The sequence below is a fragment of the Acidovorax sp. K2F genome (assembly GCF_025246485.1).
Lineage (GTDB): Bacteria > Pseudomonadota > Gammaproteobacteria > Burkholderiales > Burkholderiaceae_C > Acidovorax > Acidovorax delafieldii.
Window position 1 is genome coordinate 241,926 of sequence record NZ_JAOBSQ010000051.1, and the last position, 15,314, is coordinate 257,239.

Genomic DNA, 15,314 nt, shown 5'->3' on the forward strand with positions numbered 1-15,314 from the left:
TGCTCCCGATGGAGAAAATAAACAACGCAGCAGCGATTGGTGCTGGAGCGCCTCAGATCTGGACCATCTCGAAATCTTCCTTGCGGGCGCCACATTCTGGGCAGGTCCAGTTCATCGGGACCTGATCCCAGGGGGTGTTGGGTGGAATGCCGTGTTCGGGAGACCCCTCAGCCTCGTCATAAATCCAGCCGCAAATCAAACACATCCAAGTTTTAAAGTCGGTCACAGCTTAAAGGGCCTTCACATAGAATGCAACGATTGTATCTAGTGATCTCCGCGGCCTGCAGCTTCCGTGCCACCCCTCCAGCAGGATCTGGTCCATGACCATCAAAGCCTCCCTTCCCCCCCCAGAAATCCCAGATATTGACGACGATGACGCGGAGGAAGCGAGCCCGGCCTGTGTGCTGGTGTTCAATGCCAGCGACCCCAGCGGAGCCGGCGGACTGACCGCCGACATCACCACCATCGCCTCGGTCGGCGGGCATCCGATCGCCGTGGTCACCGGGGCCTATGCCCGCGACACCGCTCAGATTTTTGACCACTTCAGCTTCGACGACGAGGCTGTGTCCGAGCAGGCGCGGGCCGTGCTGGAAGACCTGCCCGTGCAGGCGATCAAGGTCGGCTTTGTGGGCAGCCCCGAGAACATCAGCACCATTGCCGAGATCACGACCGACTATGACGAAGTCCCCGTGATCGCCTACATGCCCAACCTGTCCTGGTGGAGGGACGAGCTGATCGACGAGTACCTCGACGCCTTCCGCGAGCTGCTGCTGCCCCAGACCTCGGTGTTGGTTGGAAACCACAGCACCCTGTGGCGCTGGCTGCTGCCGGACTGGACGGGCGAGCGCAGCCCCACCGCCCGGGACATTGCCCGCGCAGCGTCCGAGATGGGCGTGCCCTACACATTGGTCACTGGCATCCCCTTGCCCGAGCAGTTCGTCGAGAACGTGCTGGCCTCGCCGCAGACCGTGCTGGGCAGTGGCAAGTTCGAGCTGTTTGACGCCACCTTCTCGGGCGCGGGCGATACGCTCTCGGCCGCACTCACTGCCCTGGTGGCCAGCGGCAACGACTTGGGCGAAGCCACCAGCGAAGCGCTGGGTTACCTCGACCGCTGCCTGGACGCAGGCTTTCGCCCCGGCATGGGGCACATCGTGCCCGACCGCATGTTCTGGGCACAGCCTGAGGACGACGAGACCGACGGCGACGAAGAAGAAACCACGATTGATGAAACACAGGCCCTGGAGGGTTTTGTGATGCCACCCCATGACACCAAGCACTGATCTCAATATTCCCCTGTTCGAACGCGCCAAGGCGCTAATCCCCGGAGGCGTGAATTCGCCCGTGCGGGCCTTCAAGGCGGTCGGAGGCACACCCCGCTTCGTCAAGCGCGCGAAAGGCGCCTACTTCTGGGATGCGAACGACCAGCGCTTCATTGATTACATCGGCTCCTGGGGCCCGATGATCCTCGGCCACGGCCACCCCGCCGTGCTCGACGCGGTGCAGAAGGCGGCGCTCGAAGGCTTCAGCTTTGGCGCCCCCACCGAGCGCGAAGTCGAGCTGGCCGAGGAGATCCTGAGCCTGGTGCCGTCCATGGAGATGATTCGTCTGGTCAGCTCGGGCACCGAAGCGGGCATGAGCGCCATCCGCCTGGCCCGTGGCGCCACGGGCCGCAGCAAGTTCATCAAGTTCGAAGGCTGCTACCACGGCCATGCCGACTCGCTGCTGGTCAAGGCCGGCTCGGGCCTGGCCACGTTTGGCAATGCCACCAGCGCCGGTGTGCCGCCCGAAGTGGTGCAGCACACCCTGGTGCTTGAATACAACAACGTCGCCCAGCTGGAAGAAGCCTTTGCCCTGCACGGCAAGGAGCTGGCCTGCGTGATGATCGAACCCATTGCGGGCAACATGAACCTGGTGCGCGCGAGCGTGCCGTTCATGCAGCGCTGCCGCGAGCTGTGCACCGAATACGGTGCGCTGCTGGTGCTGGATGAAGTGATGACCGGTTTCCGCGTGGCCCTGGGCAGCGCGCAAAGCGTGTACGCCAAGAGCATCCCCGGCTTCCAACCCGACATCACCGTGCTGGGCAAGGTGATCGGTGGAGGCATGCCGCTGGCGGCCTTTGGCGGCCCGCGCGCCATCATGGAGCACCTCGCACCGCTGGGCGGCGTGTACCAGGCGGGCACGCTGTCGGGCAACCCGGTGGCCACGGCCTGTGGTCTGGCCACGCTGCGCGAGATCCAAAAGCCCGGCTTCTTCGATGCGCTGTCGGCCCGCACCCGCTCGCTGGTCGATGGCCTGCAAGCCGCTGCCACGGCGGAAGGCGTGCCGTTCTGCGGTGACTGCGAGGGCGGCATGTTTGGCTTCTTCCTGCTGCCCGAACTGCCGCAGAACTATGCCCAGGTGCTCCAAACCGACAGCGCGCGCTTCAACCAGCTGTTCCACGGTCTGCTGGACCGGGGCATCTACATTGCACCGGCCTTGTATGAAGCGGGCTTCGTGAGCGCCGCCCACACCGCCGACGACGTGGCAGCCACCGTGGCTGCTGCGCGTGAAGTATTCAAGACGCTCTCAAAATAATAGCTAGCAGCGCATATTGCACTAGCGCTTCCTGCCAATTTGGCACCGAATGGCCCTCCCGAGGGCCATTTTTCATGGCGACGAGGCTTGTGGCGAACAGTCACAGCAGTCCGCGCAGTTCGCGGGCGGCCTCCTGCAGCAGCGGCAGCATGTCGCGCTGCAGGCTGCCCTCGTCCATCTGCTTGGGCGACGCCACCACGTTGAGCGCCGCCACCGTATGGCCCTGCAGGTTGCGCAGCGGCACAGCCAGCGCGTGCACGCCCAGCTCGTGCTCCTCCACGGCCAGGCAATAGTCGTCCCGCCGCACCTTGGTGATCACCTGCCGCAGCGGGCCTACCTGCGTAATGGTTTGGGGCGTGAGGCGGTGCAGGGGCCGGTTCTTGAGCCAGGCGGTCAACTCCGCCGGGGGCAGCGCCGCCAGCAACACGCGGCCGGTGGACGTAGGGTGGGCCGGCAGCCGCGCGCCCAGGTGCAGGCCATAGGCCAGCACCCGCGACGGCGCGCCATACACGCCACTGCGCGCCACGATCACCACCTCATCCCCATCCAGCACCACCGCCGAGAATGACTGCTGGGTCTGGGCTGCCAGCCGGTTCAGCGTGGGCTGCAGCACGCGCGGCAACCGGGCAGACGCGAGGTAGCTGCCCGAAAACCGAAGCACCTTGGGCGCCAGCCAGAAGTAGCTGCCATCCGTCTCCAGATACCCCAGGTGCGCCAGGGTCAACAGGTGCCGCCGCGCCGCTGCCCGCGTGAGGCCGGTGCGCTGCGCCGCCAGCGTGGCGTTCAGACGCTGGCGCTCGGTGTCGAAACTCTCCAGCACGGCCATGCCTTTGGCCATGCCTTCGATGAAGTCTGCCTTGGCGATGGGAGTGGAAGCCATGGGGGTGACGGGTTGGGGACCGGGGAATTGAGCGGGGTTCGAAAGCCGGGGTTACGGGGGCCCTGCAGCGACTCGGTGCACTCACCACCGGGCCTGACCACCCGCATCACCCCGGAGACTGCGCGATCATCGCACAAAGCATCGACTGATCGCACGCAATCGGCAGCGCCGGATATCGCTTTGATCTGGATCAACCTACGCTCAAGGCCACTGGTTTTTGGTATCCCCATCTCCCCCACCCCATTCCCAGAGGTTTCCCATGCGCACCCAGGTTGCCATCGTTGGTGCCGGCCCCGCCGGCCTGCTGCTCGGTCAGTTGCTTCACAAGTCCGGCGTTGACGCCGTCATCATCGAGCAGCGCAGTCCCGACTACGTGCTCGGCCGCATCCGCGCCGGGGTGCTGGAGAAGGTCTGCATGGACCTGCTGGACCAGGCGGGCGTGAGCGCCCGTGCCCATGCCGAGGGCCTGCCCCACGACGGCATCGAGCTGCTGTTCAAGGGCCAGCGCCACCGCATCGATCTGCACGAGCTGACCGGCGGCAGCCGCGTGACGGTGTACGGCCAGACCGAAGTCACGCGCGACCTGATGGATGCGCGCGCAGCGGCCGGCCTCACCACCGTGTACGACGCACAGAACGTGCAAGTGCACGACTTTGACGGCCAGCACCCACGCGTGACGTACGAAAAGGATGGCCAGACCCACGAGCTGGCGTGTGACTTCATCGCGGGCTGCGACGGCTACCACGGCGTGTGCCGCGCCAGCGCACCGGCCGACCTGCTCAAGACCTATGAGCGCGTGTACCCCTTTGGCTGGCTGGGTGTGCTGGCCGATGTGCCACCGGTGTCGCACGAACTCATCTATGCCAACACCGAACGCGGGTTTGCGCTGTGCAGCATGCGCAGCGCCACGCGCAGCCGCTACTACGTGCAGGTGCCCACCACCGACAAGGTCGAGAACTGGACCATCGACCAGTTCTGGACCGAGCTGGGCAACCGCCTGGACCCCGAGGCCCGCGCCAACCTGGTGACCGGCCCCGCACTGGAGATGAGCATCGCCCCGCTACGCAGCTTTGTGGCCGAGCCCATGCGCTTTGGCCGCATGTTCCTGGCCGGTGATGCCGCCCACATCGTGCCACCCACGGGTGCCAAGGGCCTGAACCTGGCCGCCAGCGACGTGGGTTATCTGTGGACCGCGCTGTCCGAGTTCTACAAAGAGAAGTCAGCCGTTGGCATCGACACCTACTCCGACCGCTGCCTGCGCCGTGTGTGGCGTGCCGAGCGCTTCTCCTGGTGGTTCACTTCGCTGATGCACCGCTTTCCGGAAACCGGCGAGTTCGGCCAGAAGATCCAGGAAGCGGAGCTGGACTACCTGGTGCACTCCCGTGCGGCCTCGGTGTCGCTGGCGGAAAACTATGTGGGTCTGCCGATGAACTTTGGGGCCTGAGCCCCAGCGGGCCTCCAGACCCGGCCGCCATCGCCGTTCAGCGGGCGGCGGATGCGGGCTCTGCGGCCGACGCGCCCTGTGCCGCGGCGGACGGCACCGGCAGCGACACCAGCCACTGCGCCATCTCGCGCGCCTGGGCTTCCGTGACTTGCGGGTGGCGCGGCATCAAGGTGCGGCCCCACTCGCCCACACTCCCGTTGCGGATCTTGCCGGCCAGGTAACCGACTGCGTCGGCGCGGTCGCGGTACCGCGCTGCTATCTGCTGGAACGACGGGCCTACGTAGTAGCGCTCCATGCCATGGCAGCGCAGGCAATCGGATGCCTCCACCAGGCGAAGTCCGGCCGGTGCGGAGGGCGGTGAGGCAGCGCTGCCTAGCCCGCCTGCAACCGACGCGCCCTGAGCGGCACTCACAGCGTCCGGCCCCGGCTGCAGCATGCGCCAGCCCAGGTTGAGCATGCCCAGCACCACCAGTGCCATGAACACCATCAGGGCCCACCCCAGCCAGCGGGGCCGAGGGGGCGGGGTCTCATCGTCGCGGTGCATGCGCGCGCACCGCCGCGAGCCCCGTCGCGATACCCATCATCTCAGTGGCGGAAGTGGCGCACGCCGCTGAAGACCATGGCCACGCCGCGCTCGTTGGCCGCGTCGATCACTTCGTTGTCGCGCATCGAGCCACCGGGCTGGATCACGCAGGTCGCACCCGCATCCACCACCACGTCTAGGCCGTCGCGGAAGGGGAAGAAGGCGTCGCTCGCCACGACCGTGCCTTGCAAGGTCAGGCCTGCGTGGCCCGCCTTGATGCTGGCGATGCGGGCCGAGTCCAGGCGGCTCATCTGGCCCGCACCCACGCCCATGGTCATGCCGCCCTTGCAGAAGACGATGGCGTTGCTCTTGACGTACTTGGCGACCTTCCAGGCGAACAGCAGGTCTTCCATTTCTTCCAGCGTGGGCTGCTTCTTCGTCACGACCTTGAGGTCGATCAGCGACAGCTCGTGGTTGTCAGCGGTCTGCAGCAGCAGACCCGAGCCAATGCGCTTGGCATCCATGGCGTTACGGCCGCGTTCCCAGTCGGTCTTGCCACCGTGTGCGGGCAGCGCGATCTTGAGCAGACGCACATTCGCTTTGGCCTTGAAGATCTCCAGCGCCTCGGCGGTGAAGTCGGGGGCCATCAGCACCTCGACAAACTGTTTGCTCACCTGGGCCGCCGCTTGGCCGTCCACCACGCGGTTGAAGGCGATGATGCCGCCGAAGGCGCTGGTGGGGTCGGTCTGGAAGGCCTTGCTGTAGGCGCTCAGCGCGTCTAGGCCCACGGCCACGCCGCAGGGGTTGGCGTGCTTGACGATCACGCAGGCGGCGGCTTCAAAGCTCTTCACGCATTCCCATGCCGCATCGGCGTCGGCGATGTTGTTGTAGCTCAGCTCCTTGCCCTGCAGTTGCACGCCGGTGACCAGGGAGCCGGGCGCGGGGTGCAGGTCGCGGTACAGCGCGGCCTGCTGGTGGCTGTTTTCACCGTAGCGCAGGTCTTGCACCTTGGTGAAGATGCCGTTGCTCTGGCCGGGGAACTGGGTGCGCGTGGGCACATAGGTTTCCGACAGTTTTTCTTCTTCAAACGTGACGGACGAGAGGTAGTCGCTGATGGCGCCGTCGTACTGCGCGATGCGGTTGAACGCGGCCACCGACAGCGCAAAGCGCAGCTTGTCGCTCAACTTGCCACCGGCCTTGAGTTCAGCCAGCACGGCCTCGTACTGGTCGGCCGAGGTGATCACGCCCACGTCCTTCCAGTTCTTGGCGGCGCTGCGCACCATGGCGGGGCCGCCGATGTCGATGTTCTCGATGGCGTCGGCCAGCGTGCAACCGGCCTTGGCCACGGTGGCTTCAAAGGGGTACAGGTTCACCACCAGCAGGTCGATGGTGTCGATGCCGTGTTCCTTCAATGCCGCCATGTGTTCGGGCAGCTCGCGGCGGGCCAGCAGGCCGCCGTGCACCTTGGGGTGCAGCGTCTTCACGCGGCCGTCCAGCATTTCGGGGAACTGAGTGACTTCGGCCACCTCGGTCACGGGCAGGCCCTTGTCGGCCAGCAGCTTGGCGGTGCCGCCGGTGGACAGCAGCTTGATGCCCAGCGCGTGCAGCGCTTGCGCGAATTCGACGATGCCGGTCTTGTCAGAGACGGAGAGAAGTGCGTTCATGGTGGTGGTGCGGAGGTTTTGAATAAAAACGGGCTGTAGCGCTAGTGCATCATGCGCAAGCAGCTACAAAATAAATAGCAATCAGACAAACCCGGTCAGAGCAGCTTGTGCTCGACCAGCTTCTTGCGCAGGGTGTTGCGGTTCAGGCCCAGCCATTCGGCGGCGCGCGACTGGTTGTTGTCGGCCTGCTGCATCACGACTTCCAGCAGCGGCCTTTCGACCACACGCACCAGCATGTCGTACATGCCATCGGGCGTCTCTCCGCCCAGGTCGCGAAAATAGCCCTGCAGGCTTTCGCGCACGCATTCTTCGATGTGTTTCTTGCTCATGCAACCAATCCCTCTTGTTCTTCTGTGTCGGCATCCACGTCGGTGGCGGCAGGCAGCCGGTCCATCTGTTGGCCCAGGGCGTCCAGGTAGTCGGCCACGGCCTGCCACTGTGTGGTGCAGTCTTCGATCGTATTGATATGTGCCCGCAAGGCCTCGCCGCCCGGCAGCGCGCGCAGGTACCAGGCAATGTGCTTGCGCGCACTGCGCACGCCGGTCAGCTCGCCATACAGGCTGTAGTGGTCTTGCAGGTGGTCCAGCAGCAGGCGCCGCACCTCGGCCACCAGCGGTGGTGCCAGGTATTCGCCCGTGGCCAGAAAGTGGCCGATCTCGCGGAAGATCCATGGCCGGCCCTGTGCGGCGCGGCCGATCATGATCGCGTCGGCACCGGTGGCGGCGAGCACGTCGCGCGCCTTCTCGGGCGAGGTGATGTCGCCGTTGGCCACCACAGGCACCTTCACCGCCGCCTTGACGGCCGCGATGGTGTCGTACTCCGCATGGCCCTTGTAGCCCTGCTCGCGCGTGCGGCCGTGCACGGTGAGCATCTGGATGCCCACGCTTTCAAACTGCCGCGCCAATGCCACGGCGTTCTTGTGCTCCTGGCACCAGCCGGTGCGCATCTTCAGCGTGACAGGCACGTTGAAAGGAGCGCAGGCCTCGACCACCGCAGCGGCGATCTCCACCGCCAGCGCCTCGTTTTGCATCAGGGCGGAGCCCGCCCATTTGTTGCAGACCTTCTTGGCCGGGCAGCCCATGTTGATGTCGATGATCTGCGCGCCGCGTTCCACGTTGTAGACCGCAGCCTCGGCCATCATCGGTGCATCGGTGCCGGCGATCTGCACGGCAATGGGCCCCGGCTCCCCTTCATGGTTGGCCCGGCGCGAGGTCTTGAGGCTGTTCCACAAATCCTTGCGCGAGGTCACCATCTCGCTCACCGCATAGCCCGCACCCAGCGCCTTGCACAGCTGGCGGAACGGCCGGTCGGTGACGCCCGCCATCGGGGCGACGAACAACCGGTTCGCCAAAGGAATGTGGCCAATTTGCATGGGCGGGGATAGGGAGGGGGAGGCAGCAACAGATGCTGAAAAAGGAGGCGGGATTGTACCTGCTCAAAATTTCAGCAACTGAAATGGAGCACACACCGTATCTATCTGCCGGTCGGGCTTCATTGAGTCAGCCCACGAGACGCCTCCCTCGCACCCCCACTCGGGCCCGGTGGCGCAAGCACCGCAGCGTCTCAACGCGCCGAGTGCAGGTTCACCGTGAGGCGAGATCGGTGTCCGCAGCCTGTGCGGGCGGCACACCCCGCTGCGCGAAATGCCACCAGGCATCCGGCAGGTTGTCGAACTGGTGGCGCGCCATGAGCGCCCGCAGCCACTGGCGGTTGTGCAGCACGTCCGGGGAGAAACCGCTGGCGCCCGCCGCCGCCTCCGAGCGCGCAGCGCCCGCCGGAGTGCCCATGTCCACGGCCTGCCCGTCGGCCAGCGGCCCGCGCACCACTTTATGGGCCTTGGTGCCATCCACCACCTGTACCTGTACCACCCAGCCACCGCTGGCGGTGTTGCAGGTGGCCTGCAGCGCCATGCCCTGGGACTGCAGCTCGCGGCCAATGCGCTCCAGCGCCGGCCGTGCGGTGGGCGCCCTGTCGCAAGGCGCTATCGCGGTGGGCTCCCACAGCGTTGGACCCCCTTGCAGGCCAGGGCTAGGTACCGCGGCCTGCGGGCTGTGCACGCAGGCCGCCAGCAACAGGGCCATGGCGACCGAAGACCAGCGGGTCGCGGGTGGCAAAGCCACCGAGGGGTTCAAGCGGCGCGGTTGGGACGTTGTGGGCAATACCGGCATGGGCGACCTCCTGGGGTTGTCATTCAGGGCCAATGTGTTTTCACGATACAAAAGACGCTGCAACCCAGCCATGCGCCGATGGCGCGCTCCCCTGTAGGACAGATCCCCCTGGGGTACATGGAGCCCCACCCGCCCCCTACACTCGACAGCTATGGAAATCTGGATGCACCAGCTGCTCGAATGGCTGGCCCTGCCGCAATTCGGACTGAGCACAGTCTTTGTGGTGTCTTTTGTCTCGGCCACGCTGCTGCCGCTGGGCTCTGAGCCAGCTGTGTTCGGTCTCATCAAGCTCAACCCCGACCTGTTCTGGCCCGCCATCGTCGTGGCCACCCTCGGCAACACCCTGGGCGGCGGCGTGAGCTGGTGGATGGGCCTGGGTGCGCACAAGGCGGTGGACAAGGCACGCGGCAATGCCACCGAGGTGCGGGCGCTGAGCTGGCTCAAGCGCTTTGGTGCGCGGGCCTGCCTCTTGAGCTGGCTGCCGGTCGTGGGCGACCCGCTGTGCGCGGTGGCCGGCTGGCTCAAGCTGCCGTTCTGGCAGTGTCTGGCCTATATGGCCGTGGGCAAGTTCCTGCGCTACCTCGTGATGACGAGCGTGCTGCTGTACTTCATGCCCGGCCACCTGGCCCCCTAGCGGCCCGCCGGTGCCACCGGGGTCAGTGTGGCAGCAGACGGTCCCAGTCCACGGGCACTGTGGTGTCCACGTGCAGCGTGATGGCCTCTTCGTGAGGCTGCAGGGGGTGGGCGCGGGCCCACTGGGCGTCCAGCACCGCCACGTCCGCCTCTGACGCACCGCCTCCAGCCAGCGCGCGCTGGCGTACACGCTCGCGCAGCACCGGAAGGGGGGCCTCGAACGACAGAACGTGGCAGGGCACTTGCGCGGCAGCGGCCAGCTCCAGGAAAAGTGCGCGGGCATCACGGTCCAGCAAGGTGGCATCAACAATCACGCAGTAGCCTGCCGCCAGCACCTCGCGCGCCACTTGCGCCAGCCGCTGGTGCGTGCGCAGTGTGGCCTCAGCGGCGTAGATGCCGCCCGGTATTCCGTCGCTGGCAGCATCCGGCGCCAGGCCAAACAGACGCTTGCGCTCCACATCGGCCCGCACACGCACCATGCCACGCTGGCACGCCAAGGCCAGCGCATGGGTGCTCTTGCCCGCGCCCGAAAAGCCATGGGCCAGCCACAAGGTGGCAGGGCACGCCGTGGGCCAGCGTGCAGGCCGTTGTCCTGCAAAGCCCGCCGCCAGCTCCAGATACCCCTCCACGGTTTGCGCAGCGTGCCCGCTGCCACTACCGCCACCGGTGGGGTCCATCCGCAGGGCTGCAACCCGCGCCCGCACCAGGGCACGGTAACAGCCGTAGTAACGCAACACCACCAAGCCTGCATAGTCCCCGGTGTGTTCGAGCCACCGGTTCAACAACCGCCAGGCCAGATCCGCCCGACCATGGGCCGCGAGGTCCATCACCACAAAGGCGATGTCAGCCACGCAGTCGATCCAGCGCAAGGCGGGGCTGAACTCCAGGGCGTCGAACAGCTGGGCCTCGCCATCGATGAGCGCAATGTTGGCCAGGTGCAAATCGCCATGGCACTCGCGCACCCGACCGGCTGCCCGGCGCGCCTCGAACGTGGGGGCCAGGGCTTGCCCCTCATGCTGGCACCAGCTGGTCACCTGCGCCAGCAATGGCCCCTGACCAGGCAGTGCGCCTGCCACGGAGGGGAGCAGAGCCGCCAGGCAGTCACCCACCGGCGCTTGCACCGCCGCTGCTGTGCCCCAGGTGGTGGCGCCTGCGGCGACGGCGGCCGTGGCATGAAACTGCGCCACATGGCGCGCCAGCTGGTCGATCTGCGCAGGTGACACACGATGTGCGTCCAATGCGGTGGCGAACAGTGACTCCTGGTCAAAACGCCGCATCCACACGGCGGGCTCGGCGCCTGGTGGAGCGCCTTGCCAGGGCACCACCCGCAGCGTGGCCGAAGCATCTTTTGCCGCATCGCTCACCAAGCCGACAACGCCCAGGTAAAGGCCCGGCGCCGTCCGGCGGTTGATGCGCAGCTCTTCCTCGCAGGCCGCATGCCGCAGCGCCCGCGTGCTGAAGTCCAGAAAATCCAGCTGCAGTGGCTTTTTGAACTTGTAGGCAAAGTCACCGGCCAGCAGCACCCACGAGATATGGGTTTCTATACATTCCACGGGCTCCATCGGGTCTACCGGATGCGGGAAAGCCTGTGGTTGCTGCTGCAGCATGCGCACGCGCTGCTGGGCAGTGGCGAATTCGGCCGACAGGTCAACGGATGGGGACATGGAACGGACGCGGGGCCTGGGCTTCGGCACCCACGCGCAGACGCAGCACGGTGCGATGCCCCCCAACGCGCAGGTGGGAACAGACCCTCAGTGTGGGCAACGCAAGCCGCTTGTCAACCCGACCAGCACAGACGATAGCCGGCACAGCGCCAGCCGCTGGCCAGAGACTAGAAGAAAGCGTGGCCGCTGGGGATCGACAGGTCCGACAGCTGAGAGTCGCCTTTGGCGATGGGCTCCTCGACCACCACTTGGTTGCGCCCACCCTCCTTGGCCATGTACATGGCAGTGTCCGCCCGCGAGAAAAACTCCAGCACCGACTCGCCCAGCACATACTGGGTCACACCGATGGACACCGTCACGCGGCCTTTGAGCAGGCCCGTCCAGGCGTGCGACTCGACCTGGGCCCGAATGCGTTCGCAGGTGTTGAGCGAGGGCAGCAACGAAGTCGCCGGGAAGATCAGCAAGAACTCCTCGCCACCGTAGCGCCCAAACACGTCGCCACCGCGCACGCCCTGCTGCGCAATGCGCGCAAAGGTGCGCAACACCTCGTCGCCCCCCAGGTGACCCAGCTCGTCATTGATGCGTTTGAAATGGTCAATGTCCAGCACGGCCAGGCACAGCGGAATCCCGCTTTCGTCAGCCAGCTGCTTCTGTTCTTCGAGCGCCGCGAGAATGTAGCGGCGGTTGAAACAGCCCAGCAAAGTGTCGCGCTGCGCATCTTCCTGGATGTTCTTGATCTTGCGGCTGGCCTGGTAGAGGCTGCGGTACAGCCGCTGCACGCGGCCCATGAGCACGATGAACGCAGGTACCGATACAGCCAGCGCCAGCAGGTGCATCAGCTCCAGCCGCAGCAGGGCGTCGTTGCCCTGCTCTGCGTAGTGCGCGGCTGCCACTGCCGCATAAGCGCACAACACCCCGGCCGTCAGCACCAGCAACGTGCGCCGAGGTACGGTAAAGATGCCATAAGCCACTGCCACAAACATGAAGGGGGCCAACAGAATCTGCGTGACTGGCTCCAGGTAGAACAAGCCCAGCATGCCACTGATGGAAGCCACCACGATGCCCAGCTTGAGATGGCGCAGCCGCAGTTTGTGGTGCAGACCCAAACGAAACAAGGCACCAAACACCGCGAAGCCCGCCGCCGTCAGACCGGCCAGCACCCACAGCACCTGGACTCCCACCACGCCCAACGCATAGAACCCCAGCAGGGCCAGGGCGTACAGGCCAATGAGCCCCGCCACAGCCCACCACTTGGACTGCGCACTGCGCTCTCCCCGGGGGCCAAAGCCATCCAGCGCGCGCCGTCCAGGTCGCACGGCGACTGAAGACGAATCGTCGAACTCCAGCACGGCATCGGTCAACGGGAAGGCATCCGTCGCCGAAAACAGATTTTTGCGTCCAAAAAGCATGTGGTGGCGGGCTCTGGCCTGGATATGTGGGTGGGCGGTGCAGCAACACACGCGCAGCACCCGTCAGACAAATCGCAGGATCTTACGCGTGGCTGACAAAATCGGACTGCGCGTTTTCCAGTAGCCCAGGCGACAGGGACCGCCCCCGGCGATTCAGGCCACCGCCATCCGCTGACGCGTCCACCAGCCCTCCACGCTGTACACCAGCAGCGCGGCCCAGATCAATACAAAACCCACCAGCCGCGCGGGCTGAAAGGCCTCGTGGTACACCCACACCCCCAGCGCAAACTGGAGGCTGGGCGAGATGTATTGCAGGATGCCCAGCGTGGACATGGGAATGCCCCGCGCCCCCGCCGCAAACAGTAGCAGAGGTACGGCCGTCATGGGCCCGGCCAACAGCAACCAACCCACAGTAGACGCATCGCCCTGCACCAGAGCGCCCTGTCCTTGCCAGCTCCACCAGGCCAGCACCACGGCCGCCACCGGCGCCAGCATCAGGGTCTCCAAGGTAAGCCCCTCCAGCGCGCCCAGCACCGCTACCTTGCGCAGCAGGCCATAGAAGCCAAAGGTCAGTGCCAGCACCAGCGCGATCCAGGGCAGGCGCCCTGCCTGCACGGCCAGCCACAGCACACCGGCCGCAGCCACCGCCACGGCCAGCCACTGCCCGGGCCGGGGGCGCTCGCGCAGGAACACGAAGCCCAGCGCCACATTCACCAGTGGCAAGATGAAATACCCCAGACTGGCATCGACCACATGATGGTTCTGCACCGCCCACACGTAGGTCAGCCAGTTGCCCGACAACAGCACGGCCGACAATGCAAATGCGCCGAGCACCCGCGGCTGGCGCACCACAGACGCCATCCACGCCCATTGCCTGCGCACGGCCAGCAGCCCCAGCACCACGGCCAGCGACCACAGCGTGCGGTGCATCACCACCTCCAGCGAGGGCACATCGGCCACCTGCTTGAAGTACAGCGGGAACAGCCCCCAGGCGACATAGGCCAGGGCAGCGTAGAGGATTCCTGTATTCATGCGTGAAAAACCATCAAAGAGTGAACAAAGGCATGGCCTTACCCGGGTTGCTCTGGAGCGGGAAGGCGCCAGAAAAAATCCCTGCCCGCCCGGGGGCAGACAGGGATGACGGGCAACACAGCGCACGCAGGCCCCGAGGAGCCTGCAGCAGGGTCAGACGTTGAACAGGAAGTTCAGCACGTCACCATCCTTGACCACGTACTCCTTGCCTTCGGCACGCATCTTGCCGGCATCCTTGGCGCCCTGCTCGCCCTTGTAGGCAATGAAGTCCTCGAAGGCGATCGTCTGCGCACGGATGAAGCCGCGCTCGAAGTCGCCGTGGATCACACCAGCAGCCTGGGGCGCGGTGTCGCCAATGTGGATGGTCCAGGCGCGCACCTCCTTCACGCCAGCGGTGAAGTAGGTCTGCAGGCCCAGCAGCTTGAAGGCGCCACGGATCAGGCGCGCCAGGCCTGGTTCTGTCTGCCCCATTTCGGCCAGGAACATGTCGCGGTCTTCGTCGCTCATCTCGGCCATCTCGGCCTCCATCTTGGCGCAGATGGCAACCACGGGCGCATTCTGGCTGGCAGCATAGTCCTTGAGGCGGTCCAGGAACGGGTTGTTCTCGAAGCCGTCTTCACTCACGTTGCCCACGAACATCGCGGGCTTGGCCGTGATCAGGCACAGGGACTTGAGCAGCGGCTGCTCTTCCTTGGTGATTTCGACCGAGCGGGCAGGCTTGCCTTCGTTGAGTGCGGCCTGGATGCGGGTGAGCAGCGCCACCAGCTTGGCGGCATCCTTGTCGTTGCCCGACTTGGCAGCCTTGGTGTATCGGTTCAGGGCTTTCTCGACCGTGCCCAGGTCAGCCAGGCACAGCTCGGTCTGGATCACCTCGATGTCGGAGATCGGGTCCACGCGGCCCGCCACGTGGATCACGTTGTCGTCTTCAAAGCAGCGCACGACGTTCACGATGGCGTCGGTTTCACGGATGTGGGCCAGGAACTGGTTGCCCAGGCCTTCACCCTGGCTGGCGCCAGCCACCAGGCCGGCAATGTCCACAAACTCAACGATGGCGGGAACGATGCGCTCGGGCGAGATGATCTGGGCCAGCTGCTGGAGGCGGGGGTCAGGCACCTCCACCACGCCCACGTTGGGCTCGATGGTGCAGAAGGGATAGTTCTCGGCGGCAATACCAGCCTTGGTCAGCGCGTTGAAAAGGGTGGACTTGCCGACGTTGGGCAGGCCCACGATGCCGCATTGGAGGCTCATGGCAGGGCTTTCTGGTGTTCTGGAGACAAACCGCCGATTTTACGGGCGCGCCCAGTGCCCAGTGCTGATGGCCCA

Annotated in this window: 15 protein-coding genes; 4 read left to right on the top strand and 11 right to left on the bottom strand. The window is 65.7% G+C overall.

Annotated elements, in window-relative coordinates:
* Positions 1 to 52: 52 nt before the first annotated feature.
* On the bottom strand, positions 53 to 205 hold the full coding sequence (locus N4G42_RS19955) for a rubredoxin (protein ID WP_165836572.1): 153 nt from the start codon (positions 203 to 205) through the stop codon (positions 53 to 55).
* A 115-nt stretch (positions 206 to 320) separates the two neighbouring features.
* On the opposite strand from N4G42_RS19955, the gene N4G42_RS19960 reads away from it, so the two are divergent.
* Both N4G42_RS19960 and hemL read left to right on the top strand, forming a co-directional pair.
* Positions 321 to 1,280: a hydroxymethylpyrimidine/phosphomethylpyrimidine kinase gene (locus N4G42_RS19960; RefSeq protein WP_056746881.1), complete on the top strand. Its 960-nt coding sequence runs from the start codon at positions 321 to 323 to the stop codon at positions 1,278 to 1,280.
* Positions 1,264 to 2,574, top strand: coding sequence for a glutamate-1-semialdehyde 2,1-aminomutase (gene hemL / locus N4G42_RS19965; protein ID WP_260668428.1), 1,311 nt, complete (start codon positions 1,264 to 1,266; stop codon positions 2,572 to 2,574). Before N4G42_RS19960 ends, hemL begins: the two co-directional genes overlap by 17 nt.
* 100 nt (positions 2,575 to 2,674) lie before the next feature.
* Here the strand turns inward: hemL and N4G42_RS19970 are convergent, their stop codons facing one another.
* On the bottom strand, positions 2,675 to 3,454 hold the full coding sequence (locus N4G42_RS19970) for an IclR family transcriptional regulator C-terminal domain-containing protein (protein ID WP_056066242.1): 780 nt from the start codon (positions 3,452 to 3,454) through the stop codon (positions 2,675 to 2,677).
* A 259-nt stretch (positions 3,455 to 3,713) separates the two neighbouring features.
* Here N4G42_RS19970 and pobA point away from each other — a divergent pair, with 259 nt between their 5' ends.
* Entirely contained in the window at positions 3,714 to 4,898 is a 1,185-nt protein-coding gene (gene pobA, locus N4G42_RS19975; RefSeq protein WP_260668429.1) for a 4-hydroxybenzoate 3-monooxygenase, read from the top strand.
* Between the two features lie 37 nt (positions 4,899 to 4,935).
* On the opposite strand, the gene N4G42_RS19980 is transcribed toward pobA, so the two are convergent.
* The 5 genes from N4G42_RS19980 to N4G42_RS20000 form a co-directional block, all read right to left on the bottom strand.
* Positions 4,936 to 5,442, bottom strand: a complete 507-nt coding sequence (locus tag N4G42_RS19980) for a c-type cytochrome (protein WP_260668430.1) — start codon at positions 5,440 to 5,442, stop codon at positions 4,936 to 4,938.
* Between the two features lie 41 nt (positions 5,443 to 5,483).
* Positions 5,484 to 7,085, bottom strand: a complete 1,602-nt coding sequence (purH, locus tag N4G42_RS19985) for a bifunctional phosphoribosylaminoimidazolecarboxamide formyltransferase/IMP cyclohydrolase (RefSeq protein WP_260668431.1) — start codon at positions 7,083 to 7,085, stop codon at positions 5,484 to 5,486.
* Positions 7,086 to 7,180: 95 nt separating this feature from the next.
* On the bottom strand, positions 7,181 to 7,414 hold the full coding sequence (locus N4G42_RS19990) for a Fis family transcriptional regulator (RefSeq protein WP_015015597.1): 234 nt from the start codon (positions 7,412 to 7,414) through the stop codon (positions 7,181 to 7,183).
* Positions 7,411 to 8,457, bottom strand: coding sequence for a tRNA dihydrouridine synthase DusB (dusB, locus tag N4G42_RS19995; protein WP_192420427.1), 1,047 nt, complete (start codon positions 8,455 to 8,457; stop codon positions 7,411 to 7,413). The genes N4G42_RS19990 and dusB overlap by 4 nt, the downstream gene beginning before the upstream one ends.
* A 211-nt stretch (positions 8,458 to 8,668) precedes the next feature.
* Positions 8,669 to 9,253 (bottom strand): M15 family metallopeptidase, encoded by a 585-nt coding sequence (locus N4G42_RS20000; protein ID WP_260668432.1) that lies wholly within the window; start codon positions 9,251 to 9,253, stop codon positions 8,669 to 8,671.
* Between the two features lie 151 nt (positions 9,254 to 9,404).
* On the opposite strand from N4G42_RS20000, the gene N4G42_RS20005 reads away from it, so the two are divergent.
* Entirely contained in the window at positions 9,405 to 9,887 is a 483-nt protein-coding gene (locus tag N4G42_RS20005; protein ID WP_108499043.1) for a YqaA family protein, read from the top strand.
* Positions 9,888 to 9,909: 22 nt separating this feature from the next.
* On the opposite strand, the gene N4G42_RS20010 is transcribed toward N4G42_RS20005, so the two are convergent.
* The 4 genes from N4G42_RS20010 to ychF form a co-directional block, all read right to left on the bottom strand.
* Positions 9,910 to 11,550, bottom strand: coding sequence for an AAA family ATPase (locus N4G42_RS20010; RefSeq protein ID WP_260668433.1), 1,641 nt, complete (start codon positions 11,548 to 11,550; stop codon positions 9,910 to 9,912).
* A 167-nt stretch (positions 11,551 to 11,717) separates the two neighbouring features.
* A complete protein-coding gene (locus N4G42_RS20015) occupies positions 11,718 to 12,959 on the bottom strand; it encodes a sensor domain-containing diguanylate cyclase (protein WP_260668434.1) in 1,242 nt (413 codons plus the stop codon).
* Between the two features lie 153 nt (positions 12,960 to 13,112).
* The gene (gene rarD / locus N4G42_RS20020) at positions 13,113 to 13,991 is read right to left on the bottom strand and encodes an EamA family transporter RarD (RefSeq protein ID WP_260668435.1); all 879 of its coding nucleotides are present in this window, start codon (positions 13,989 to 13,991) and stop codon (positions 13,113 to 13,115) included.
* Between the two features lie 153 nt (positions 13,992 to 14,144).
* Positions 14,145 to 15,239 (bottom strand): redox-regulated ATPase YchF, encoded by a 1,095-nt coding sequence (gene ychF, locus N4G42_RS20025; RefSeq protein WP_116747898.1) that lies wholly within the window; start codon positions 15,237 to 15,239, stop codon positions 14,145 to 14,147.
* Positions 15,240 to 15,314 lie beyond the last annotated feature (75 nt).